The 22,726-nt window shown below is 68.5% G+C and carries 19 protein-coding genes, 1 pseudogene and 1 riboswitch; of the genes and pseudogenes, 11 read left to right on the top strand and 9 right to left on the bottom strand.

Annotation, left to right across the window (positions count from 1 at the left end; all coding sequences use genetic code 11):
- Window positions 1–21: 21 nt before the first annotated feature.
- The 4 genes from dpgB (at window position 22) to ABT057_RS24890 (ending at window position 4,584) form a co-directional block, all read left to right on the top strand.
- The gene (gene dpgB / locus ABT057_RS24905; RefSeq protein WP_352345785.1) at window positions 22–735 is read left to right on the top strand and encodes an enoyl-CoA-hydratase DpgB; all 714 of its coding nucleotides are present in this window, start codon (window positions 22–24) and stop codon (window positions 733–735) included.
- Window positions 732–2,072, top strand: coding sequence for a (3,5-dihydroxyphenyl)acetyl-CoA 1,2-dioxygenase DpgC (gene dpgC, locus ABT057_RS24900; RefSeq protein ID WP_352345784.1), 1,341 nt, complete (start codon window positions 732–734; stop codon window positions 2,070–2,072). Before dpgB ends, dpgC begins: the two co-directional genes overlap by 4 nt.
- A 71-nt stretch (window positions 2,073–2,143) precedes the next feature.
- Entirely contained in the window at window positions 2,144–3,388 is a 1,245-nt protein-coding gene (locus tag ABT057_RS24895; RefSeq protein WP_352345896.1) for an aminotransferase-like domain-containing protein, read from the top strand.
- Complete coding sequence (locus ABT057_RS24890) at window positions 3,385–4,584, top strand: cytochrome P450 (protein ID WP_352345783.1); 1,200 nt, start codon at window positions 3,385–3,387, stop codon at window positions 4,582–4,584. The genes ABT057_RS24895 and ABT057_RS24890 overlap by 4 nt, the downstream gene beginning before the upstream one ends.
- A gap of 130 nt (window positions 4,585–4,714) precedes the next feature.
- On the opposite strand, the gene ABT057_RS24885 is transcribed toward ABT057_RS24890, so the two are convergent.
- The 4 genes from ABT057_RS24885 to ABT057_RS24870 all read right to left on the bottom strand — a co-directional run bounded on the left by ABT057_RS24885 (window position 4,715) and on the right by ABT057_RS24870 (window position 10,492).
- Entirely contained in the window at window positions 4,715–6,166 is a 1,452-nt protein-coding gene (locus ABT057_RS24885; protein WP_352345782.1) for a preATP grasp domain-containing protein, read from the bottom strand.
- Complete coding sequence (locus tag ABT057_RS24880) at window positions 6,141–7,448, bottom strand: MFS transporter (protein ID WP_352345781.1); 1,308 nt, start codon at window positions 7,446–7,448, stop codon at window positions 6,141–6,143. The genes ABT057_RS24885 and ABT057_RS24880 overlap by 26 nt, the downstream gene beginning before the upstream one ends.
- Window positions 7,445–9,829: a lantibiotic dehydratase gene (locus tag ABT057_RS24875; protein ID WP_352345780.1), complete on the bottom strand. Its 2,385-nt coding sequence runs from the start codon at window positions 9,827–9,829 to the stop codon at window positions 7,445–7,447. The genes ABT057_RS24880 and ABT057_RS24875 overlap by 4 nt, the downstream gene beginning before the upstream one ends.
- A 375-nt stretch (window positions 9,830–10,204) precedes the next feature.
- A complete protein-coding gene (locus tag ABT057_RS24870; protein ID WP_352345779.1) occupies window positions 10,205–10,492 on the bottom strand; it encodes a hypothetical protein in 288 nt (95 codons plus the stop codon).
- Between the two features lie 80 nt (window positions 10,493–10,572).
- On the opposite strand from ABT057_RS24870, the pseudogene ABT057_RS24865 reads away from it, so the two are divergent.
- From ABT057_RS24865 to ABT057_RS24845, 5 genes and pseudogenes are all read left to right on the top strand, one after another.
- Window positions 10,573–10,764 (top strand): annotated as a pseudogene (locus tag ABT057_RS24865) (MurR/RpiR family transcriptional regulator); the annotation flags it as partial.
- Window positions 10,765–11,221: 457 nt separating this feature from the next.
- The gene (locus ABT057_RS24860) at window positions 11,222–11,791 is read left to right on the top strand and encodes a winged helix-turn-helix domain-containing protein (protein WP_352345778.1); all 570 of its coding nucleotides are present in this window, start codon (window positions 11,222–11,224) and stop codon (window positions 11,789–11,791) included.
- A 13-nt stretch (window positions 11,792–11,804) separates the two neighbouring features.
- Window positions 11,805–13,034, top strand: coding sequence for an acyl-CoA dehydrogenase family protein (locus tag ABT057_RS24855; RefSeq protein ID WP_352345777.1), 1,230 nt, complete (start codon window positions 11,805–11,807; stop codon window positions 13,032–13,034).
- A 198-nt stretch (window positions 13,035–13,232) separates the two neighbouring features.
- Window positions 13,233–13,349 (top strand): putative leader peptide, encoded by a 117-nt coding sequence (locus tag ABT057_RS24850; protein ID WP_352345776.1) that lies wholly within the window; start codon window positions 13,233–13,235, stop codon window positions 13,347–13,349.
- 209 nt (window positions 13,350–13,558) lie between these two features.
- Window positions 13,559–14,665 carry an aliphatic sulfonate ABC transporter substrate-binding protein gene (locus ABT057_RS24845; RefSeq protein WP_352345775.1) on the top strand — a complete coding sequence of 369 codons (1,107 nt, stop codon included), beginning with the start codon at window positions 13,559–13,561 and terminating at the stop codon, window positions 14,663–14,665.
- Window positions 14,666–14,984: 319 nt separating this feature from the next.
- Here the strand turns inward: ABT057_RS24845 and ABT057_RS24840 are convergent, their stop codons facing one another.
- From ABT057_RS24840 to ABT057_RS24820, 5 genes are read right to left on the bottom strand one after another with little or no spacing between them, the layout of a single operon-like run.
- Window positions 14,985–16,364, bottom strand: coding sequence for an LLM class flavin-dependent oxidoreductase (locus tag ABT057_RS24840; RefSeq protein WP_352345774.1), 1,380 nt, complete (start codon window positions 16,362–16,364; stop codon window positions 14,985–14,987).
- A gap of 38 nt (window positions 16,365–16,402) precedes the next feature.
- A complete protein-coding gene (locus tag ABT057_RS24835; protein WP_352345773.1) occupies window positions 16,403–17,455 on the bottom strand; it encodes an aliphatic sulfonate ABC transporter substrate-binding protein in 1,053 nt (350 codons plus the stop codon).
- Window positions 17,456–17,514: 59 nt separating this feature from the next.
- Window positions 17,515–18,246, bottom strand: coding sequence for an ABC transporter ATP-binding protein (locus ABT057_RS24830; protein WP_352345772.1), 732 nt, complete (start codon window positions 18,244–18,246; stop codon window positions 17,515–17,517).
- Window positions 18,243–19,133 carry an ABC transporter permease gene (locus ABT057_RS24825; RefSeq protein ID WP_352345771.1) on the bottom strand — a complete coding sequence of 297 codons (891 nt, stop codon included), beginning with the start codon at window positions 19,131–19,133 and terminating at the stop codon, window positions 18,243–18,245. Before ABT057_RS24825 ends, ABT057_RS24830 begins: the two co-directional genes overlap by 4 nt.
- Window positions 19,133–20,029 (bottom strand): TauD/TfdA dioxygenase family protein, encoded by an 897-nt coding sequence (locus ABT057_RS24820; protein ID WP_352345770.1) that lies wholly within the window; start codon window positions 20,027–20,029, stop codon window positions 19,133–19,135. The genes ABT057_RS24825 and ABT057_RS24820 overlap by 1 nt, the downstream gene beginning before the upstream one ends.
- A 632-nt stretch (window positions 20,030–20,661) precedes the next feature.
- Window positions 20,662–20,771: riboswitch (SAM riboswitch) on the top strand.
- Window positions 20,772–20,799: 28 nt separating this feature from the next.
- On the opposite strand from ABT057_RS24820, the gene ABT057_RS24815 reads away from it, so the two are divergent.
- Both ABT057_RS24815 and ABT057_RS24810 read left to right on the top strand, forming a co-directional pair.
- Window positions 20,800–20,922: a putative leader peptide gene (locus ABT057_RS24815; protein WP_352345769.1), complete on the top strand. Its 123-nt coding sequence runs from the start codon at window positions 20,800–20,802 to the stop codon at window positions 20,920–20,922.
- A 181-nt stretch (window positions 20,923–21,103) separates the two neighbouring features.
- A complete protein-coding gene (locus ABT057_RS24810; RefSeq protein WP_352345768.1) occupies window positions 21,104–22,726 on the top strand; it encodes an ABC transporter substrate-binding protein in 1,623 nt (540 codons plus the stop codon).

Here is a 22,726-nt window from a genome sequence, read left to right as displayed (position 1 = left end):
AGTCGTAAGGAGGCTGCGGCGGTGCGACCGAGCAGCGAGCACGAACACACCTCGGACGAGTTGGGGCTGCAGGTCGACATCGACGCCACACGCCCCCTGCCAGAGCTGACGGCACGACTGAACGCGGCATGCGACCAGGTGGAGGAACCGGGACGGCACACCGTGCTGCGGCTGCGGCTGCGCCCGGTACCGGCTCATCGCCGGCCCTGGCCGACCCAGGTCAGCGTGCGGGACGTCAACCGCTGGGAGCGCGCCGTCCGCCGCCTCGAACAGCTGCCGGCGATGATCGTGAGCACGGCCGAGGGCATCTGCGGGGGGCCGGCGCTCGACCTTCTGCTAGCCAGCGACTTCCGGATCGGCGATCCCGGTCTGCTGCTGATGCTGCCGGTGAACGACGGACACTTCTGGCCCGGCATGGCGGTGTACCGGCTTGCCCAGCAGCTCGGTACCGCCCGCGCCCGACAGATCGTGCTGTGGGGCGACGACCTGGACGCTCGCCGCGCCCATGAGGTGGGCCTCATCGACCAGCTCAGCGACGACCTGACCGAGGCCGCTCACACCGCCGTCGTGCTGATGGGGCGCATCTCGGACCGCGAGCTGGCCGTGCGCCGCCAACTCATCCTCGAGGCACCGGCTGCTGAGTTCCAGGATGCGCTCGGCGCCCATCTGGCCGCCTGCGACCGGGAAATACGCCGGCTCGCGGAAATCGGCCACGACGAGCGGGGTCAGTCATGACCTCCGTCTCCCCGGTGTCACCGACCGGCTCTGTACCCACCCTGCCGACACCCACAGGTCAGTTCGACGCGGACCGCGCCGCATTACAGCTTTACATCGACCGCACGGACCGGCTCCTGGGCCTGCTGCCGCGCCGCCCGGCCCGCGACCCCGAACAGACCGAGCAGGCGGCGGCTCTCCACGAGGCACGCCGTACCGCCCGCCACGCCTTCCTGACACGGCACGCACCACAGGTCTACGACGTGCTGACCGACGGCCGCACCGTTCGGCAGCGGCTGCCGGACCTGGTACGGCAGGCCCAGACCCACCTCCCGGGCCTGGTGCCGACCGCCGCCCAACTCGTCGACGATCGCGGTCGCATCCAGGCGCACAAGGAAGGACACGAGATCGACCTCGGCGTCTTCTTCGGCGCTTTGCTGCGCTCGCCCCCGGTCGGCAACCACCTGATCGACACCATGCTGCATCCGGCACCGGGCTCACGGGACCATCTCAACCGTTTCCGCCGTCATGACCTGTTGGAACTGGACACGGTGACGGTGGAAAGACATGGCCCCACCATGTACGTCACCTTCCACAACGGCCACTGTCTCAACGCCGAGGACAACCAGCTCATCGCCGACATGGAGACCGCGGTGGACCTGACCCTGCTCGATGAGCGGGTCCAGGTGGGGGTTCTGCGTGGCGGTCCCGTCGACCACCCGCGCTACGCGGGACGCCGTGTGTTCAGCGCCGGGATCAACCTCAAGGCCCTGCGCAACGGCGCCATCTCCTATGTGGACTTCCTGCTCGGCCGGGAGCTCGGGTACGTCAACAAACTGGCACACGGGCTGCTGACCTCGGACGCCGGATGGTCGGCACCGGCGGCCGTACACAAGCCCTGGGTCGCGGCCGTCGACTCCTTCGCGATCGGCGGCGGCATGCAGTTGCTGCTCGTCGTGGACCGGGTACTGGTAGCGGAAGGCGCGTTCCTCAGCCTGCCCGCGGCGGACGAAGGCATCGTGCCCGGCCTCGGCAACCTCCGTCTCACCCGGCTCACCGGCGCCCGCATCGCGAGGCAGGTGCTGCTGTCCGGGCGTCGGCTCCGGACCGGAGAAGCCGCCGCCGAGCTGCTGTGCGACGAGGTGGTGCCCGCCGACCGGCTGTCGGATGCCGTCGACCGGGCCGTGGCCGAACTGGCCGGCCCTGCGGTGGCGGCCAACCGCGCCATGCTCTCCCTGGCCGAGGAACCTCGGGAAACGCTCCGTTCCTATCTCGCCGAGTTCGCGGTGGTGCAGGCGGAGCGCATCTACAGCGCGGACGTGCTGGACCGGGTCGAGCGCCGCTGGGCCCGGCCGTGAGCGGATCCGCGCAGTACACGGCGACCGCGCTCGAGGCTTCACAGCTCCACGCCTCTCTCGCCGACCCGGTGATGCGTTCCGTGGAGTTCCTCAACGAGGTGATGCGCCGCTATCCGGACGCGATCTCCTTCGCTCCCGGCGCCCCGCACCCGGACACCTATGCCGACCTGGACATCGAGCGATACCTGAGCCGCTTCGTCAGCCACGCGGTCACGGAGTCGGGGCATCCCCCGTCGACCGTTCGCCGCCTGCTCTACGAGTACGGGCCCAGCCGCGGACTGATCAACGGCTTGGTCGCCGAGCTGCTCCGGCGCGATCACGCGGTGGAGGCCCCGGAGCAGGCGGTCGTCGTCACGGTAGGGGCACAGGAGGCGATGCTCCTGGTGCTGCGGGCCCTGATCCGGTCCACGGACGATCTGCTGGCCGTGGCGGACCCCTGCTACGTGGGGATCACGGGTGCCGCCCGGATGCTCGGCGTGGAGACCGTGCCCGTGCCTGAGGCGGACGACGGCCTACAGGTGCAGGCGCTGCGTTCGGCCTGCCGCGCGGCTCGGCGCGCGGGCCGACGCGTTCGGGTGTGTTACGTGGCTCCGGACTTCTCCAATCCCGGCGGCAACCGCATGGGCAAGGAACACCGCGAGCGCCTGCTGGAGCTGGCTGAGGCGGAGGATTTCCTCGTCCTGGAGGACAACGTCTACGGCTTCACCGCCGCCCCGGGGGCCGAGCTGCCGCTGCTGAAGACCCTGGACCGCAATCGCCGGGTCGTCCACCTCGGCACCTTCTCCAAGGTGTGCTTCCCCGGCGTGCGCGTCGGCTACGTCGTGGCCGACCAGACCGTGGTCACCGCCGACGGTGACAGCACGCTGCTGGCCGATCACCTGGCCCGGCTCAAGACCATGGTCACTGTCAACACTCCCCCGCTGTCACAGGCCGTGGTCGGCGGAATGCTGCTGGAGCACGGCGGCTCCCTCGCCGAGCGCTGCCGTACGCGTTCCGCGCTCTACCGCCGGAATCTCACGCTCCTGCTGGACGGCCTGGACCGGCTGACGGAGCAGGGACTTCCTCCTGGCGTCGGGTGGAACCGGCCGACGGGCGGCTTCTTCGTACGCATGCGGCTGCCCGTACCGGCCGACGACACGCTGCTCGCCCGCTCGGCGGACTCCTACGGAGTGCTGTGGACGCCGATGGCCCACTTCCACCTGGGCCCGGGCGGCGCCGACGTGCTCCGGCTGTCGTGCAGTTACCTCACTCCCGAGCAGATCACCACGGGCGTGCGACGGCTCGGAGCCTTCCTGCATGGAGAGATGGGCAGATGACCCCTTACGATGCCGCCTCGCTGCCCACCCGGAGAGCCAACCCGTTCGACCCGCCACCAGAGCTGGCCGAGCTGCGTGAGCGCTCCCCCCTCTGCCGGCTGCGCTATCCCGACGGCCACCTCGGCTGGTTGGTCACCGGCTACGACCTGGCCAGGAATATCCTGGCGGACCCGCGGTTCAGCGCGCGCTCGGAGCTGAAACGGGACCCCGTGGCGCGCCGGAGCCTGGACCCGTTCTACGGGGCGTCGGCGCTCCCCGGTTGGCTCGTCGACATGGACCCGCCCCAGCACACCCGCATCCGGCGGAGACTGGCGCGGGCGTTCACCGCGCACCGTATGAGGACGCTGCGGCCGCGGATCGAGCAGATCGTGACCCAGCGCCTGACCGCCATGGCCGAAGCCGGGGACCCCACCGACATCGTGGCGTCGTTCGCGCTGCCCGTCCCGTCCCTGGTGATCTGCGAACTGCTGGGCGTGCCCTACTCCCAGCGCGCCGACTTCCAGCGCAACAGCGCCACCATGTTCAGCCTTGAGGCAACCGCGGAACAGGCCGCGCGTGCCGTGGACGACCTGCAGACGTTCCTGACCGAACTGGCGGCGCACAAGTCACGCCGGCCCGGGGAGGATCTGCTCAGCGTACTGGCCTCGGACGGCGAACTGTCCATCCCCGAGATCGCCGGAGTGGGGGCACTGCTGCTGTCGGCGGGCCACGAGACGACGGCAGGTTCCCTGGGCCTCGGGGTGCTCGCACTGCTCAGCCATCCGGATCAGCTCGCCCGGCTGGTGAAGGACCCGGGGCTGGCGGACACGGCGGTCGAGGAACTGCTTCGCTACCTCACGATCTTCCAGTTCGGCGTGCCACGATCTCCACTGGAGGACGTGCCGCTGGCGGGGGAGATCGTGCGGGCGGGCGAGTCCGTGACGGTCTCGCTGCCTGCGGCCAACCGGGACCCGCTGCGGTTTCCGGATCCCGACCGTCTCGACATCGGACGCCATCCGTCGGGCCATCTCGCCTTCGGGCACGGGATGCACCAGTGCATCGGCCAGAACCTCGCCCGGACCGAGATGCGTATCGCCTTTCCCGCTCTCTTCGGCCGATTTCCCCGGCTTCGCCTCGCCGTGCCGCCGCACCAGATCCCGCTCGGTCAGGACACCGGGTTCTACTGCGTGCACCGGCTCCCCGTGTCGTGGTCATGAGCAGGGCAGGGGCCGTTGCGGATGTCGTCACCGCGCCCTGACCGGCGCCGTGCACGCCTCGAACCGAGTTCCGACAACGGCTCGGTTCGAGGCGCGGTCGAGGGCTCACCCAGTGACTCGACGACTCACGTCACCGGGCTGCGAAGAGCTGCGCCAGACGCTCCTCCACCTTCTGGGCTGCCGACAGACTCTCCGCGACGACACAGTGCAGCAGCGTGTCGTCGCGCCGGTCGAAGGCGCTGCTGATGATGACACCGGTTCGGGTGTCACGGTCGTAGGCGAGCCCCGCGTCGGTCAGTCGCCGTACCGCCTCGTCGAACGAGGGGACCGACCAGCCCTTGGGCCAGAAGCCCTCGAACAATACCCGGTCCTTCATGAAGTCTCCGCCCACGATCTTCTCCCCGAAGATGCTGTAGACGTGTGTGGACCCCGTGATGCGTCCGTTGTACTCGGTGAAGAGCAGTTCGCCGTCCGGGGTGACGATCGCGTCTGCGCTGAGCCGGCCACGGTATCCCATCGCCTGCAGCGGTTCGCACAGTCGCCGTCCCTGGTCCGTCAGGTCGTCGAGGACCTGGCCGGAGAACTCAGGAGGCGGGATGATCTGCTTCGTCGTCACCGGCTCGGACAGCATCTCACCGTGAGCTCCGAACTCGATGTCGTCATCCGTGATCAGGAATTCGGCGAAGCAGGCCACGCTGCCGGGATGGTAGCGCTCCACGACGAAGTGGTGTCGTCCGCCGTCGGTCAGCCAGTCCCAGCGATCTTCCACATACCGTGCGACGGCGGCCTCGTCGGCGGCCACGATGACGTTCTTCGCGCCCACCGGTGACACGCCCGCCACAGGACTGACGATCTCGTTGCCGGCGCCGCCGGACATGTAGTCCTTCTTCAGCATGGCGATGTGTCCGGCGCCCACCAGATCCAGGATCGCGTCGACGGTACCGTCCCGGTCCGCGCACACTCGCCCGCGAGGCAGGCCGACACCCACGCCGGCTGCGATCGCCCGGAAGGCCGTCTTACTGTTCAGCAGCGCCCCGCCGCCCTGTTCGGCGAACCCACGCCCGGCCAGCGCTTCAGGCACTCCGAGAGCCTGGGCCAGCCGAGCGATCGAGGCGCTGGGCCACAAGGGGAGGATGCCGGTGACGCTCCGGCCAGCGAGCGCCGACCGTATTCGGCCGAGAAATCCTTCTTGCACCAGGCATGAACCCGACAGGGTGTCGAAACCGCCCTCCTGAGCGCGTGGCACCAGGATCTGCAGCGAGGAACGCTGCGTGCCGATCATCGCGGTGACATAGCGGAGAAAGGACTCCTCGGGCTGCGTCGGCAGGATGACGATGTCACCGTCCTCCGCGAACCACACCACGCGCTGGTTCCACCAACCCGACGCCGGGCGAGTGCGCAGCACTTCATCGAAGTCGTTGCCGACCAGGATCTTCACCATGCCGCTCACCCGGTGAAGTCGGGACGCAGAACGTACGTGCGTGGATTCGACATGGATGAGTACCTCCACTGAGTAGTCCGGCTCGTTCACGGTTGGTGCAGTAGGCGGCCGGTGGTCATTGCTGATCGCCGACCGGCACACTCTCCTCGCCGCTGTGCTGACCGGCCGCTGTTCCCTCGGCCGTTCGGTCGGCCGGCGAGCCGAAGTGGCGCAGAGCGGGGAAGCAGAGTGCGACGAGCCCGATGGCAACGACGCACGACAGACCGCCGGTGAGCGCGCTGACCGACGGCGTGGCGGCGGAGGCTACGACACCGCCACGGAAGTTGCCCAGATGCGGACCGCCTGCGCCGACGACGAAGTCGATCGAGGTCGTGCGTCCGCGGAATTCGTCGGGAATGCTCGACTGCACGATGGATCCGCGCAGCACCACGGCCGTCGCATCGGCCGCCCCCGCCACCGCCAACACGACCAGAGCGACCCACACATGGCCTGTCAGCCCGAGGCATGCCAGCGCCGCACCCCACAGCGCCCCGGCCCCCAGCAGCCAGACACCCTTGCGGATGCTACGGCCCACCGGCCCCGACAGGGACATGGCCAGCACTCCTCCGACGGCCGGCGCGGCGTTGAGCAGGCCCAGCGTGCTCGGTGAACCGCCGAAGCGCAGGCTGTTGAGGGCCGGAAGAATCGCGAACGGCATGGCCAGCACGGTGGCGCTCAAGTCGGAGAGCATGGCGCCGGCCACGATGCGGTTGCGGCCGACGTACTTGAGCCCGTCCCAGATCGACCTGACGCCGGGCTTGCTCCGGACGTCCTTCGCCCGCATCGGGGGGAGCCGGAAGACAGCGTAAAGAGCCACCAGAAAGGTCAGGGAGTCGATGACGTAGCAGAGCTTCACGCCGCCCGCCGCCGCGAGCACACCACCCAGGCTCGGCCCCACCATGACGCTCATGTGGAAGGCCAGCATCTGCAAGGTCAGACCCGCGGGCAGCAGCTCTCTCGACAACAGCCGGGGAACGAACGTACGACGAGCCGGTGAGTCAACGGCAAACAGCAGCGACTGCGCGCCGGTCAGCAAGTAAAGGGGCCACACCTGCTCGGTGCCCGTGAAGGCTTGCGCTGCGAAGAGAAGGGAGACCACGGCCATGCTGCTGCCGGTGACCAGCACCAGTTTGCGGCGGTCCAGCGCGTCCGCCAGCGAACCGCCGATCAGTCCGACGATGAGGGTCGGTATCAGTGTGGCGAGGCCGACCACGCCCACCGCCGCCGAGGAACCGGTGATCTGGTACACCTGCAGCACTACCGCGAACGTTGTCATCCTGCTGCCGACCGATGACAGTGCGCCGCCGATCCAGAGCCTGCGGAAGGACGCATCGACCCTGAGTGGTTCGACGTCGACCATGAGTCGGCGCTTCGACAGCTTCACCGTTCCTCCTGCGCGGCATCGCCCGGACGCTCCCGCGTCTCATGGGCGTCATTGCCGCTGAACACGGCGTAGCGCAGCTCCGAAGTAACCTTCCCTCGAGAGCTGGTGAGCCACAGGCTGCCCGGCTCGGGAAGCATTTCCGAGAACACCAGTCTGCCGTCGTCGGCCGCCCGGGCCAGATGGGACACCTGGCGCACCAGCAGTGGACTGTCAAGATCGCAATACAACGGTTTCACTTCCTGTGGAAACTTCACGAACACGTGCCGGGGCAAACCGTGCGCTGCCCGGAGACGCTGCACCGCGCGGAACCCCTCGTACCAGTCCTTGCCCCCGTGGCACGAGGCCGCCGGCACCCCCCACATCGCCCGCTGGAGTACCACCCTGCCGTGCACCAGGCGAGGCAGGAACTGCCGTTCGCCCAGGGGAACGGGCAGGCCGTCGACGCGCTGCGGGAACGAGAAGACAGCGAACGGATTACGGGCCCGCACCCCCTGCCAGTACAGCGGTGGCGAGGTCAGCCGCAAGCCACGGTTGCTGCCAGGACGGTGTAGCCGCAGCCCGTGCGACGTGTCACTGACCATCAGCTCGTGCAGCCGCACCCGTTGGTGCGCGGGCAATGGCGAGCGGTCGCCGGCTTCGATGTCCAGACATGGCAGGTGCACACGAGCGTAGTGCTTGCTGCGGTGCCGGTGCGTCACGTCGGCGAGGTCCTCGTCGGGCTTGAGAAGAGGGCGGTATGCCTCCGCGACGTGCTCTCCCAGCCTGCCCTCCCCGCCCATGGCCGCATCCACCCACGGCGCGAACAGGCTGTGCGACAACCCTTCCTCAGCCGCGTGCAGGTCACCAACCACCGCCAGGAATTCTCCGCGCGCCAACGCCTCCGGCCCTTCAGCCGCAAGCATCAGATCGGGGTTGCACACCGCGGGCGTAGAACTGTCGGCCAACGCGCGGGCCGCAGCGATTACTTCATCGGTGCACCGATGGACGGAGCAGCCGCAATCGACTGGGGCCAGGAGATCTCGCAGCCTCGCCATCCTTTCGGACATGTCCGAATCGATCGCGTCGTAACCGGCGGACAACTCCAGATCATCCCGCAGGCATGCGCTGACGAATTCCGCCATGGTGACGCTCGCCCCAACACCGAACGCACGGCAGAACCACTCTCGCATCATTCTCTGCAGCGCCTGCAGCCGGGCTCGCGGCAACACCAGGAAGAGGTCGTAGACGAATGCGAGTTCACGCTCGACCAGTTCACCCACCGGCTGCCCCAGGACCATGGCACCGTACTCACTGTCGCAGTCCTCGTTGAAGACGGTGCGGTCGCCATAGGTTACGCCCGCCGCACGGTACGGTGCTGCGCCCGTCGCCGCGGTGAAGGCCGTCTCGACTGCGGCCGCGGCCGCGGCCCGGCCCGTCTCGTCGGCAGCAGTGGCCAGGGCGACGAGCGACGACTCCACCGCCTCCACATGGCGCTCCGCCTTCTGGTCGCCCACTGCGGCGGCACGCTCACGCAGCAGCGAGATCGAGTCGTGCACCCCGTAGGGGAGATCCGGCCCTGTTGCGACCGCCCCGTAACCCTCGAGCGTCCGCAAAATGCCCACAGCATCGGCTTCGCCCAGCGGCGTTCCGTACTCGGACTCGTACTCTCGGCAGATATCCGCCACGGATCGACTGCCGTCGCACGTCCGCAGCACCCGCGCCTCAACCTCGGACAATCGGTGCCGGGCGACGGCGGTGACCGCGTCGGCGAAACGCTCATGCCGCTTGGCGAAGTCGTACTGCACAACGCAGAGTTCACCGCCGGAAACGTGGCAGCCCGCACTCGTGCGCGGCCGCCACCACAGGTGCGCGGCGGCGTCACCATCGGTGAGGAACGACGCCTGTAACCGCTCGGCCGCCCAGTGCGACAGGCGCACGTGTCGCCGGGGTGTGCCGGAGCCGATGGTGATCCCGGCCCGGTCGGAACGCAGATGGGCGGTCGTGATCGGCCCCACGTGGCTGGTGGTCTCATTCTTGGCGCAGTAACGCTGGAGCATTCGCGTTAGCGTGTCAGTGCGTTGTCGGTCCGTGGTGTTCCAGCCATCCATCGTCGATGTGCGCCGTTCCACCCATGGCGCGAGAATCCGCCACAGGCCCGGATTGGCGAACTGCACCGCGTCCCGCAGCCCTGGTTCTGCATGGAAGCGGCGTATGACCGCACCAGAGCCCAGCACCACCTCGGCCTCGTACGCGGCGCGGGTGAGGGTGTCGTCGTCGGCCTCCTGCAGAGCGGCTACGGTTGCCCCGGAGCGAAGTTCCGCGAGCCAGGAGGCCGGAAAACCAGCCGTGCGCACGACGACGACTGGAAGGGACCGCCACGGCGGTGACATGGAATCGGTCACGCACTCCTCCACACCTGGCGCGTCCTTCAAGATGTGACTGACGGCTGGAAATAGATCCGCCGTTCCATGGCCGGCGGATCGGACTGTGAATACTGCCCTTGTCACGGAGAGATCGAACTGAGTGGCCGGGCCAATTGACCTTGCCGTCGGAAAGATTGACTGTCAACGGGAGGCCATCCAGAGGAGCCGGTCGGGAGATGATTCAGGTCATCCGCTACCGCTGTAGGTCCGGAACCTGCAGCGACTCCACCTGCGGCGCTCACTTCCCTACACCCGGATTTCGGTCAAAAGATCAGTCTCAATTTCATCTGGTTACCGTGTCGGCCTTCCTTGTCTCAGGGATTGCCACCAGGATTCTCAGCGCCGCTCGAAATTTCAGCACCGCCACCGACAGTTGGTCTCGAACCGCAAGACCCGTACCCCAACCCGGCCGTGCGTTGGCACCCGCACCGTGGCGAGCGTGTCGAGCTTGCCCTGTAGTTCGGTCACCCTGGTGGTGGCTTCCCGTAGCCGCATGCGCAAGTCGGCGATCGTCTGGTCGCGTTGGACTTCTCCCGGTGTGCGGAGCACGGGACGGGCGACCCGGGCATCCCACCCGGCCAGGTTCTCCTTGGTCGGCGCGCCGTCGGTGTGCAGCGGCTCGCCAGCCAGCAGGCGGGCCATGGCCTCGCGCCCTGGAGTGGCTGACGAAGGCAGGTCTCGTGAGCTGACCGGTCCGGCAACGCAAGGGCTGGGGGAAGCAGATGAGTGAAGGTGCCGGCACCGACCTGCCCGCCGATGTCGGCGCCTGTGCCCGGCTGCACCGGCTCTTCGAAGGCCGTCGGCTCACCCCGACGCAGCGGCGCATCGCGCGCTGCCTGGTGCGGCGAGCGGCGGACGTGCCCTTTCTGTCGAGCGTGGAACTGGCTCGACTGGCCGGTGTGAGCCGGCCGTCGTGACACGTCTCGGGATCACCCTCTTGGAGGAGTTCGACGCGCGGGCCGCGGCGCGGGGGTTGTTCGTCGACTGAGCCCGAGCACACCGGCCATTCCGCCGAGGTGTTCCGGGCCCTCCCCCACCGGGTTTGGCGGACGACCACCCCACGGTCGACGGCGACCGATGAACCCACCCGCGGTGTTGCGTTCCCTACATTTCCTATCGGGTTACTAGGAAAGTATTGACGGGCCACCCGGCCGGTGCACAGGATGATGCACATGGCTCACACGCAGCAGCGACTCGTACGTCGTCGGCATGTCGACTTTGGTCACGTCGTCAGCGCCGCCTGCTGTCACGTGTAAGGCACGCGCCCCACACGCTCCGCGTGCCACTCCGCTCCTTCTCTCTCATCCAGGTGATCAGGCGAACCCGCCCGCTGCGCCTGACGGCCCGACGTACTCATGAAGGACGACCGCCATGACCACGGCACTTCCGGCCCAGGCCACGCCATCGGATGCACCGCTTTCCGAGACACGCCATCTCCGCCTCGTGGACGGCACCGCGCAGCGCGGCTCCGCGGAACACGGTTCCCAACCCCTCGTCGGCTACCTCGTGTTCGTCCCCGAGGGCACCGATCCCGCCGAACTCTTCGCCAAGGACGTGACGCGGCCGGAGATCCGACCGGTCGCCTACATCGACTCGCCTCCCGTGCGGCTGACGGGAGACGGTGCCCTCCGCATCGACACCGCGCAACATGTGGCCGAACTGGACGGACGCGAACTCGACCTCACCTACCTGGAGTTCGCGCTACTGGCCCATCTCGTTCTGCAACCCCACCAAGTGCACTCGCGCGAGCAGTTGATGGCCGGCATCTGGGGATACGACCACGTCGGCGACGGCCGCACGGTGGATGTCCACGTCGCACGTCTGCGCCGCAAGCTGGGCGAGGCTCACCGGCACCGGATCGTCACCGTACGTCGCGTGGGCTACAAGTACGTGCCCGACCAGCAAGAAAGCCCCAACGCCGCACCCAGCGGCCGACCTTGAGGAGACCACCGCCATGGGCGTTGCCACCGCGCCGTCCGGACCGGCCTCGGAATCCGACCGGACGGGGCCCGGCCGTGCGCACTGGCTGCACGTGGCCCGCGAGACGGCGGACGACCTGGCCACGGACGCGGTGGCCAGGGAGCACGCGGGCAAGGCGCCGTTCGACGAGGTGTCCCGACTGCGCGAATCGGGGCTGCTGACTCTGCTCGTCCCGACCGAACTCGGGGGAGGCGGCGCGGACTGGCCCACGGCTTACGCCGTCGTCCGGGAGATCGCCGTCGCCGACGGCGCGATCGGTCAACTGCTCGGCTGTCACTACTTCCTGTCGTGGAGTGCCCGGCTCTTCACCGAACCCGCTCTCGCAGCCCAGGTCGAGCGGAAGTCCACGGCGGAGCAGTGGTACTGGGGTGGCGGTTTCGCCCGTCAAGACCTGCCTCTGACCCTGACCAGGAAAGGCCGCGGCCATGTGCTCGACGGCCGGCAGAGCTACACCACGGGCGTCCTGGTCGCCGACCGTCTCGCCGTGCGGGCCGAGCGGGCCGACACCGGCGAACCGGTCGCCGTCGTCGTCGATCCCGCCCACCCCGGCGTGCGGATCGACGGCGACGCCGACACCTTCGGCCAGCGGCTCGCGGCCGGCGGCAGCGTGGAGTTCGACGCCGTACCGGTCGCCGCCGCCGACATGCTCGGCTCACTGTCCGCGGACGAGGACGTCCTGTCACCCCTGGCCGCGCTCACATCACCGATCGGACGTCTCCTCTCCGTCCAGCTCCTTCTCGGCATGGCCGAGGGAGTGCTGGGCGAAGCACGTGAGTACAGCAGGGCGGGCCACTCTCCCTGGCATCCCGCCTGGCCGGCCGGCTCTCCTCAGGATCCGCAGGTGCTGACCACCTACGGAGAGCTCACCGTCCTCACCCGGTCGGCCTCCGCACTCACCGATCACGCGCTGGAAGCCGTGCACGGTGGCCTGGCGCGCGGTGAAGACCTCACCTACGACGAGTACGCGGAGATCTCGGTCCTCGTGACCATGGCCGAGGCCGCCGCCTCCAGGGCCGCGCAGGAGTCCACCACCCGCGCCCTCGACGTCGTCGGCTCCCGCTCCGCGTCCTCGCGGCTGGGTTTCGACCGCTTCTGGCGCAATGCGCGGACCCACACCCTGTACGAGCCCGCCGCCCACCGGCTCCGTGACGTCGGGGACTACTTCCTCAACGGCGCCCACCCGCCGTTCGTCCTGCCTCGCTGACCGGGATCCGCCCTCCGGACCTTTCCTGCACCGGCCCGCCGACCCGGATAAACCCCTGACACGCTGGGCCACTCACAACGGATCTCAAAACGCGAGATGGCCGCGTCCATCATGCGAACACCCTCTTGGGGTGGACGTCACCTTCTGCCACGATCCCCATCAACCAGGTAGGAAAACTAGGGATCCGTGGGGGTGGCCATGAGAACGTTCGACCGCACAGGCCGGATGCTGCCCCTTCTGACCTCGCGTCGTCACATCGACCTCGGCCGTGCCTCCAGTGCTCTCTGTCGAACCTTCCGACGCCACAGAACCTGACGCTCCCGCATCAGCGCCGCCTCCTCGCCGCTCCGCCTCGTCGGCGGAGCGGCCACCTCGGCTGACCACGCCGCACGTTCCACCGCTCGGCACCCGACGGCATCCCTGCCGACGGCGGCCGAGGAGTGGGGTGCCGGTGTGCGCCGAGAAGCAGTCACCTCACATGTACGCACCTCCCTCATCACCCATCCCCTGAGAGGAACACCTCCGTGTCTGCCGCGAGACCGCTCACCGCCCTGCGCACCACCGCCGTCATAGCCGCGCTCCCCCTCCTGCTCACCGCCTGCGGCTACGGTTCCGACTCCACCGACGACGGCAAGCAGACCGCGGTCGCGGCAGGCGCCAAGAAGCTGTCCGCCGACGAAGTGAAGATCGGCTACTTCCCCAACCTCACCCACGCGACCGCTCTGGTGGGCGTCCAGAAGGGGCTGCTCCAGAAGGAACTCGGCGGCACCACGATCAAGACGGCCACCTTCAACGCGGGCCCCTCCGAGATCGAGGCACTCAACGCCGGTTCCATCGACATCGGCTGGATCGGCCCCTCCCCCTCCATCAACGGCTACACCAAGTCGAACGGCAAGAACCTGCGCATCATCAGCGGTTCCGCCTCCGGCGGTGTGAAGCTCGTCGTCAACCCGAAGAAGATCAAGTCCCTGGACGACGTCAAGGGCAAGAAGATCGCCACCCCGCAGCTCGGCAACACCCAGGACGTCGCGTTCCTCAACTGGATCGCGGAGAAGGGCTGGAAGGTCGACGGTCAGAGCGGCAAGGGCGACGTCTCCGTCGTCCGCACGGACAACAAGATCACCCCGGACGCCTACAAGTCCGGCTCCATCGACGGCGCCTGGGTGCCGGAGCCGACCGCGTCCAAGCTGGTCGCCGAGGGCGGGAAGGTACTGCTCGACGAGGCGGACCTGTGGCCCGACAAGAAGTTCGTGATCACGAACATCATCGTGTCGCAGAAGTTCCTCAAGGCCCACCCGGACGTCGTCGAGGCCGTACTGCGCGGCTCCGTGAAGACCAACGAGTGGATCAACGCCAACCCGGAGGAGGCCAAGGCCTCCGCCAACACGGCGCTGGAGAAGCTGTCGGGCAAGGCACTGCCCGCCGAGGTCATCGACCCGGCCTGGAAGTCCATCACGTTCCTCGACGACCCGCTGGCCTCCACCCTCAACACCGAGGCGGAGCACGCGGTCAAGGCCGGTCTCCTGGACAAGCCCGACCTGAAGGGCATCTACGACCTCACGCTGCTCAACAAGGTCCTCAAGGCCGAGGGCAAGGACGCGGTCGACGACGCCGGTCTGGGCGCCGAGTAGCGACAACCGGACCGATGAGAAGTCCCTCCTGTTCAACCCGGTCGCGGGAGGGACGACTCGCACAACGTGCGGGAGGCCGTGAAGCCGGCGCAGCGAGTGCTGCCGCCGGCTTCACGGCCGGGCCGGACCGCGGCCCGACAGCGCCGGTGATGAACCGGGGGGAACTCGGTCGTCTTCCGGGGCCGGGTCCTTCAACGCCGCCATCCCGGGGTCACCGCCGGGACCGTCCACCAGATCCTGGATCCTCCCGATCGCCTGGGCGCCACCCCTGGCCGGACAGGTAAGCCGACGCGGGCCGGCTGAGCTCCGCTCGCCCCTGTCACTGCGGTCCTCCTGCGCATCGACGCCGTCGAGGCGCAAGGGTTTCTTCCCGGTGGAACTGGTTGGCCGGGACCGGCAGCCCGTAGTGGTCGCGAAGGGTCGTTCCTTCGTACTCCTCGCGGAACAGGCCCTTGCCGCGAAGGATCGGCAGGACGTGCTCGATGAAGGTTTCCAGACCGGACGGCAGGGCCGGCGCCATGATGTTGAACCCGTCCGCCGCGCCGCCCTCGAACCAGGTGATGACCGTGTCCGCCACCTGTTCGGGCGTGCCGATGAACTCGAAGTGGCCGCGGCCGCCCCCGAGGCGCGAGATGACCTGACGGACCGTCAGCTTCTCGCGGACGGCGAGCTCGATGATCAGATCGGATCGGCTCTGGGAACCCTCCAGTTTCGGTCTCGCGAGGATGAAGTCGGGCAGCGGCTCGTCGAGTTCGAACACCGACGGCTCGGTCTCGAAGACCGCGGCCAGCTGACGCAGTCCGTACTCCGGGACGCGCAGCTCGTCGAACTGCTTCGCCAGTGCCCGGGCCTCCGCCTCGGTCGACCCGATGTACGGGACGATGCCCGGCAGGACGATCACGCCGTCCGGGTCACGCCCCGCGGCCCTGGTCCTGGCCTTGAGGTCGGCGTAAAAGCCGGCCGCGCGCTCGTACGTCTGGTGGGCGGTGAAGATCGCCTCGGCGTGGCGTGCCGCGAAGTCCTTGCCGTCCTCGGAGGAGCCGGCCTGGACGAGCAGCGGGTAGCCCTGCGGCGGACGCTCCACGTTGAGCGGGCCGGCCACCGAGAAGTGCGCGCCCCGGTGGTCGAGACGGTGGAGCCGGGCGGGCTCGGCGTAGCGCCCCGTGGCCTTGTCGGCGAGGACGGCCTCGGACTCCCAGCTGTCCCACAGTGCCTTGGCGATGTGCAGGAACTCGTCGGCCCGGGCGTACCGCTGGGCGTGGCCGGGGCGGTTTTCCAGGCCGAAGTTGGCCGCCTCGTCGGCGCCCGCCGAGGTGACGATGTTCCAGCCGGCGCGCCCGCCGCTGACATGGTCGACCGACGCGAGGCGACGGGCGAGGTTGTAGGGCTCGTTGTACGTCGACGACACGGTCGCGATGAGTCCGATCCTGCTGGTCGCCTGGGACAGCGCGGTCAGCAGGGTGAGCGGCTCGAGCTGGCCCGGCGGCCGGAACTCGCCCGTGCCGGTGACGGCCGGGCCGTCCGCGAGGAACAGCGAGTCGAACTTGGCGCTCTCCGCCAGCCGAGCCAGTTCGATCCAGTGTCGCAGGTCGAAGTCCGCCCGCGGGTTGCTGTGCGGGAGCCGCCACGCCGCCTCGTGGTGGCCGGCCTCCATGAGGAAGGCGTTGAGATGGAGCCGGCGTCTTCTCTGATCGCTCATGACTGCTCTTCTTTCCGTTCGGAGCGGAGGGCGCCGGCTCAGTCGACCGACAGCTTCGAGCTGTCGTAGCCGGCCGGGAGGAGGTTGTCGGTGATCGACGAGACGTCGACCTTCTTGGTGATCTGGCCCGCCTCCAGGAAGGCGTCGGCGAGCTTCTGCTCCGCCGCGATGTCCGACTTTTCCACCGGGGTCACCCGGGTCTCGAAGGCCTTCAGGGACGCCTTGGCGTCGTCCAGGGGGATGCCCTCCTCCTTGGAGATCGCCTGCGCGTACTTGTCCTCGTGCTTGATCGCCCACGCGAACTCGTGGGCGAGCCGCTGCAGGACGTCGGTGAGAGCCGCCCGCTTCGTCCCGTCGTTCAGCGAGCTCTCGCTCGCGACGTAGTAACTGCTCGTCTGGTCGATCGGCGGGAGACCCTTCGCCAGGATCCGCGCACCGTTCTTGACCGCGATAGCCGACTGCGGGTTCCAGATCGACCAGGCGTCCACCTTGCCGGTGTTGAACGCCGTGGCACCGGCCGCCGGGTCGAGGAAGACCAGCTTCACGTCCTTGGGGGTGAGGCCCACACTCTTGAGCGCGTTCAGTGCCAGACCGTGAGCCGAACTGCCCTGCGGCACAGCGAGTTTCTTGCCCTTGAGGTCCGCGAGCGTCTTCAGTGCCGAACCCTTCGGCACGATGATGTTCTCGTTCGCCTGGGTGGGCCTGAGGGAACGGTTGACGGCGACGACCTTGAAGCCGTACTCCTTCGCGGCGCCGGTGATCGGCGGTACGTCGCCGACGCTGCCCAGGTCGATGTCGCCGGACGCGGCAGCCTGCACGAGCGGCGGGCCGTAGGTGAACCGGGCGAACTTCACCTTGTAGGGCGCGTTGTCGAACACGCCGGTGATCTTCGCCAGCTCCTGGCTGCCGTCACCGCCGTTGTCGCCGATGGTGAAGGTGTACTTCTTCCACTCGGGGTGGTTGCCGGCGCCCGGTCCACTGGGGCTGCTCAGGGGCGCGGCGGCCTCCGACGTCGATGCGCAGGCGACGAGGGTGCTTCCCAGGGCGAGCAGACCGACGGCGGTGACGATTCGGAAGGATCTTCTGGACATGGGTCCTCATGTGCTTTCTGTGCTGTGGCGGGAGAAGTCGGTGGGCGCGGTGGGGAAAGTCAGTGCTGGTTGGCCAGGCCGAGGTCTGCCAGGAGCGAGGAGCGCAGTTCCTCCCGCGCGATGCTCGCCTCGCGGTCCGCGGCCGACAGCTCGACGAGGTGGGAGGTGCCGATGCGTCCGTTGCTCATGACGACGACCCGGTCGGCCAGCGCGATGGCCTCGTCGACGTCGTGGGTGACGAGCAGCATCGCCGCGTGGTGCTTGCTGCGCAGTGCCCGCACGAGGTCGTGCATGCGCAGCCGTGTGATCGCGTCGAGTGCCGCGAACGGCTCGTCGAGGAGCACGAGTTCGGGTTCCGAGACCAGCGCCCGTGCCAGGGACACCCGCTGGGCCTCGCCGCCGGAGAGCTCCTTGGGCCACGCCCTCTCGCGGCCGGAGAGTCCGACCTCGGCGAGCACGTCGAGGGCCCGCCGGCCGGCGTCCGGTCCGTGCAGACCGAGGGTGACGTTGCGCAGCACCCGCTGCCACGGCAGCAGACGGTCGGCCTGGAACACGATCGCGCGCTTGGCCGGGACCTCCACCCGCCCGCCGTCGGGCCGGTCGAGGCCGGCGAGCAACCTGAGGAGGGTGCTCTTGCCGCAGCCGGAGGGGCCCAGCAGGACCACCAGCTCCTCGCCGGCGATGGTGAGGTCCAGATGGTCGAGGACGACCCGGTCGCCGAACCGGCGGACCACCTTCTCGACGACGGCGCCGGCCTGCCGACGGGGTTGCGTCTCAACGGTCGTGCTCATGCTGCCTCATAACTGGGGCGCCACCGCAGCAGCACCCGCTCGAGAGCCCGGACGAACTGGTCGGCGAGCAGACCGAGGAGCGAGTAGATCACCAGCCCCACGAAGACCTGGCCGGTCTGCAGGTACGTCTGTCCTTGAGTGATGAGGAAGCCGAGGCCCTTGTCGGCATTGACCGTCTCGGCCGCTACGAGGCCCAGGACGCTGTAGGCGAGGGAGAAACGCAGGCCCACCAGGAATCCGGGCAGGGCACCGGGCACCAGCACCCGCGTCACGAGGCGCCAGGTGCCCGCGCCCGTCGTCCGCGTCATCTCGATCAGCCGCTGGTCGACGCCGCGGATCGCGGCGAAGAGGTTGACGTACATCGGGACGCCCGCACCGAACGAGATCAGCAGCACCTTGGTGAGCTCGTCGATGCCGAACCACACGATCATCAGCGGCAGCACCGCCAGCAGCGGGATCGTGTTCAGGATCTGCACGACGCCGTTGAACAGATACTCCCCGCTGCGCAGCAACCCGCCGAGCACCCCGCTGACGATGCCCACCGTGAGACCGATCGCGAGACCGATGCCGGCCCGTTGCAGGGAGATGGCCAAGTCCGGCCCGAGGACGCCTTGTCGCCACAGATCGACGGCGGACCTGACGATGGAGGTCGGTGCCGGGGCGTAGGTCTTCTTCAGCACTCCGGCTCTGGCCAGGACCTCCCAGGCGATGAGGATCACCACCGGAGTCGTGTAGATCCCCAGCGGCCAGCGCAGGCGTTCGCGGAGTGCGTGGACCAGGGTCCGGCGGCGGGCGTCGCGTGGCAGGAAGACCTCGCGCTCCGGCGCGCTCGTCGGTTCGGCGGCCGCCGAACCGAGGGCCGGCCTCTCCAGGCTGACCTCGGTCATCAGGCAGCCACCTCCAGCACTTTGCTGTAGTGCGAGGCGTCACCGACGAGTTGCTCGCTACGGCGGCCGTCGACGCCGACGGGCACGTCTCCCGCGACCGTCACACGGTTCAGGCGGCGCGGGTGGTCGTCGTAGTTGTCCACCCCGTAGTGCTGGGTGATCCTGTTGTCGAAGATCAGCAGCTGGTCGGGGGCCCAGGTCCAGCGCAGGATGTTCTCCGGACGGGTCACGTACGACTGGAGGATGCGCAGCAGATCGGCCGACTCACCGCTGGACAGGCCGACGATCCGCTTGGCGAACCCGCCGATGAACAGCCCGCGTTCACCGGTCAGCGGATGCACGCGTACGAGAGGGTGTTCCGTCTCGTACGGCGTCGAGACGAAGACCCGGTCGTACTCCTGCCGCTGTGCCGTCGTGGCCGAGGGGCGCGCGTAGTCGTACTGGTTGGTGTGGACGACGCGCAGTGAGTCCGCGAAAGCACGGAGCGGCTCGGGCAGTGCTCGATAGGCCGCGGCCGCGTTCGCGACGAGCGTCTCGCCACCGTAGGGCGGCGTCACGATGGACCGGAGTGTGGTGAGCTGCGGTGGGTTGAGCACGAAGGTGACGTCCGTGTGCCACTCGTTCGCCTTGGACGTCTCGCTGTCGACGGCCAGCACGTTCGTCGTACCGTCGGCGGCCGGCACGTTGGGGTGGGCGGTTGTCAGGTCGCCGAACCAGCCGGCGACACGCTCCTGGCCGGCGTTGTCGAGCTGCACGTGGTCGAACACGATCGCCTTGTGCTCGTTGAGGGCATCACGGAGCGTCGTGATCGTCGAGGGATCGGGGGGCGTCGTGAAGTCGACGCCCTCGACGGCCGCGCCGATGTGGCCCGTGAGCTTGCGGATGGACGGAGGCATGAGGAGGTCCCTCTCGAGGAATGGGGCGCACTGCCGGGTGCTGAGAGCCGGAGTGAACGGGTGACGGGCAGCGATGAACGGCCACGAAGCCGGTACTGGGTCGGTCGCGATGCGCGGGCCCGAAATCCCGCCGGGGCCGCGCCACTTGTACGACAAGGCCGTCGGCCTGTGGCCGGCGGCACGTGCCCTCGCCGACCTCGAGTCCGGCGCACGCGCTTCTGCTCAGGGAGAGTGCAGGAGCGGAGAGCGGCGCCGGGGGAAGAAGGCGATCACGCAGTCGGCACGGCGGTTCGTCGGGAGGACACCGCTGAGGCGGCGGCCTGGCAGCGGCCGCTGCCGGGGGCCGCTTCGCGGATCAGCGGCACGCTTTCCGGATCAACGACAACAGAACGCGCTGGAGACATGCGCCAGGTCGATGTGGCGCCTCCGAGTCAAATCCACGCGCGGGGTCATGGGACGTGAGTGGAGCAGATGTCCACCCGGTCGGTCAATGAGTTCCGGACAGGTTTCACATTGCCGAAGCGTGGAGGCTTCCCTCGTCGGCGGCCATGAGGCCTGGCGCGCCGCCGCGGGCCGTGCGACTCGCGTCTCGGCATTGACGGATTACGACGGAGATCGGTAAAGTTTCAACTGGCATTGAGTGTCAGCATCAAGCCCTGGCTTGCTGACCGGCAACCCTCCGACGCGGTGGGGTGCTCCAGGTGAAAGCCCGGCCGGGTCGCCGACCCGGCAAGCGCGTGGCCCTGTGGCAGGGGCCTGGACATGGAGGAATGAGCGTGCGGCACAGCAGCGTCTCGAATCCCTCCATGGCGGCTGCGGCGGCCCCCTCCCGGTTCTCCCGCCGACGCCACATCGACCTGCAGCGCATCACCAGCTGCCTGTGTCATGGCTGACTTCGCCCTCTCTGCTGTCTGAGGACATTCACCGCTGGTTTTGACGCCCGGCAAACTCCTCACGTTTTCCCCTCACCTCTCGTGGACCGTGTCGCTCTTTCTCGCGGGCAACGCCTTCCACGCCTCTTCGTTGTCCGCGCGGAAACGTGCGTGACGGCTTTCGAGTAGGAGAACTCATTCCGTGATATCGCATCCGGATTCCCGCCCTGCCCGACGGGCGGCACTGACCGCGCTCCTGACGACCAGTCTGTTTCTGACCGCATGCTCCTCCGGCACCGGGAGCAGTTCGAGCGGCGACAGCGGCCGGGCCAGGTCCGGCGGCACACTGACCTTCGCGGTGGGTTCCGACGCCGGCTGCGTGGATCCGCAGCAGGTCGCCAGCAACGACACCGTCTACTCCCTGCGCCAGGTCGTCGACTCCCTGACCGACCAGGACCCCAGGACCGGCAAGATCGTGCCGTGGCTGGCGAAGAGCTGGGACATCAGCCCGGACACGACGACGTTCACCTTCCACCTGAGATCGGGTGTCACCTTCAGCGACGGGACACCACTGACCGCGCAGGTGGTGAAGGACAACTTCGACGCGGTGCCGAAGCTCGGCGCCCTGGGGGTCCTGGCCGAGGGGTATCTGAGCGGTGTGCAGAGCACCTCCGTGGTCGACCCGCTCACCGTGCGGGTGAAGTTCAAGCAGCCCAACGCCCAGTTCCTGCAAGCCACTTCCACGTTCTCGCTGGGCATCGAGTCGTCGGCGAGCGTGAAGAAGTCCCCGCAGCAGAGGTGCAGCCAGGGTGTCGTCGGCAGCGGCCCGTTCACGCTGAAGCAGTACGTGCAGAACCAGTCGGTCACCTTGGCCAGGCGCGCCAAGTACGCCTGGGGTTCCACGCTGTGGACCAAGAAGGGCGAGGCGTACCTCGACAGGCTGGTCTTCAAGGTGGTGCCCGAGGCGGGGGTGCGCGTCGGCAGTCTGCAGTCCGGTCAGGTGGACGCGATCAGCAGCGTCGGCAAGGCCAACGAGGCGGCGCTCAAGGGCGGTCAGTTGAGCCTGCTGCGGCGGGCCAACCCGGGCAACGTGTTCAATCTGGGGCTGAACAACTCCCGGCCGCTGCTGAAGGACGCGAAGGTGCGTCAGGCGATCCTGTTCGCCGTCGACCGGCAGCAGATCGTCGATGCCGTGTTCCCCACCGGCACGCAGCCGGCCACCAGCATCCTCGCGCACACCACGCCGGACTACGCGAACCTCGGCTCCGATCTGACCTACGACGCGGCGAAGGCGAAGTCCCTGCTGGAATCGGCCGGCTGGAAGACCGGCAGCGACGGCGTCCGGACGAAGAACGGCACCAGACTGAGCCTGGCCGTCACGTGGTTCGCCAACGCGGCCACGAACCAGCCCGCGCTGGAGCTGATCCAGCAGCAGCTGAAGGCCGTCGGCATCGACGTCGTGCTCAAGGAACGGCAGATCACCCAGTTCGCCCCGACGCTGCAGTCCGGTGACTTCGACGTCGTGTGGGGCAACGTGACCCGCGCCGACCCGGACATCCTGCGCAGCTCGTTCTCCACGAAGCTGGCCAACTTCTACCGCCTGCCGGCAAGCCCGCTGGACTCGCTGCTGAGCCGGCAGGCGGCGACCACCGATGCGGCCGAACGAAAGCAACTGGTCCGCCAGGCTCAGCAGTTGTTGGTGCGGAACGCATACGTCGTGCCGGTGGTCGAGCTGGAGACCCAGCTCGGGGCGGCGAAGAAGGTGCACCGCCTCGACTTCGAGGCCTCCAGCCGGATCCAGCTGCACGACACCTGGATCGGCTAG

Origin of the sequence: Streptomyces sp. NPDC002588 (assembly GCF_040295925.1) — a bacterium.
In the GTDB taxonomy this organism is placed as follows: domain Bacteria; phylum Actinomycetota; class Actinomycetes; order Streptomycetales; family Streptomycetaceae; genus Streptomyces.
Note: the sequence above shows the minus strand (reverse complement) of the source record. Positions and strands in the feature narration are given on the sequence as shown.

Coding starts and splice junctions, on each gene's coding strand:
- dpgC (WP_352345784.1), top strand. CDS start 732: ATGACCTCCGTCTCCCCGGTGTCACCGACCGGCTCTGTACCCACCCTG.
- ABT057_RS24895 (WP_352345896.1), top strand. CDS start 2,144: ATGCGTTCCGTGGAGTTCCTCAACGAGGTGATGCGCCGCTATCCGGAC.
- ABT057_RS24890 (WP_352345783.1), top strand. CDS start 3,385: ATGACCCCTTACGATGCCGCCTCGCTGCCCACCCGGAGAGCCAACCCG.
- ABT057_RS24870 (WP_352345779.1), bottom strand. CDS start 10,492: ATGGCCCGCCTGCTGGCTGGCGAGCCGCTGCACACCGACGGCGCGCCG.
- ABT057_RS24860 (WP_352345778.1), top strand. CDS start 11,222: ATGACCACGGCACTTCCGGCCCAGGCCACGCCATCGGATGCACCGCTT.
- ABT057_RS24855 (WP_352345777.1), top strand. CDS start 11,805: ATGGGCGTTGCCACCGCGCCGTCCGGACCGGCCTCGGAATCCGACCGG.
- ABT057_RS24850 (WP_352345776.1), top strand. CDS start 13,233: ATGAGAACGTTCGACCGCACAGGCCGGATGCTGCCCCTTCTGACCTCG.
- ABT057_RS24840 (WP_352345774.1), bottom strand. CDS start 16,364: ATGAGCGATCAGAGAAGACGCCGGCTCCATCTCAACGCCTTCCTCATG.
- ABT057_RS24835 (WP_352345773.1), bottom strand. CDS start 17,455: ATGTCCAGAAGATCCTTCCGAATCGTCACCGCCGTCGGTCTGCTCGCC.
- ABT057_RS24830 (WP_352345772.1), bottom strand. CDS start 18,246: ATGAGCACGACCGTTGAGACGCAACCCCGTCGGCAGGCCGGCGCCGTC.
- ABT057_RS24825 (WP_352345771.1), bottom strand. CDS start 19,133: ATGACCGAGGTCAGCCTGGAGAGGCCGGCCCTCGGTTCGGCGGCCGCC.
- ABT057_RS24820 (WP_352345770.1), bottom strand. CDS start 20,029: ATGCCTCCGTCCATCCGCAAGCTCACGGGCCACATCGGCGCGGCCGTC.
- ABT057_RS24815 (WP_352345769.1), top strand. CDS start 20,800: ATGAGCGTGCGGCACAGCAGCGTCTCGAATCCCTCCATGGCGGCTGCG.